A 495-nucleotide genomic window follows, 5' to 3' on the forward strand; every position below is an offset into this window, starting at 1 on the left:
ATGTCCAAACCACTGCATTTGTTGTCTTTCAAAATATTCGGTGCATGAAGTTATGCCCACTCTGCGTCTGATGTCCTTGTTTTGTAGTCTATCTTTCCTAGTGATCCCCACTGCCTTCCTCAAGCATTTCATTTCACATGTGGTGAGCATTCTTTGGTATGTTACTGTCAGAGACCAAGTTTGGCACTGGTAACAAAGTGTTGGTAAGAAAATACTTTTTATCATCTGTCTTTTCACTTCCATCTTGATCTTTGGGTGTTGTAGTAATGGTGTCAGCTGGTAGGTCACTGCATTTGCTTTTTGACACCTTGTCTCTATTTCTCTATCGAGTTTTCCGTCCTCTGTGAAAATGCTTCCTAAATATTTGAATTCAGAAACAACCTGCTTTTCTGTGGTGTTATCTATTTGTATGTTTGCTTGGCTTGGTGTTCTGCTGATTTTCATGGTCTCGGTTTTTTGTGTGTTGATTTTCATGTTGTACTTTCTACATGAAAT

At 38.8% G+C, this 495-nt stretch carries 1 protein-coding gene; it reads right to left on the minus strand.

Annotated elements, in window-relative coordinates; translation table 11 throughout:
- Positions 1-474 (minus strand): hypothetical protein (locus tag AC1VNY_RS42575; protein ID WP_482409683.1); only part of this gene is annotated, 474 nt, incomplete at its 3' end.
- Positions 475-495: the final 21 nt, after the last annotated feature.

It is taken from the genome of Bradyrhizobium ferriligni (genome assembly GCF_056837965.1).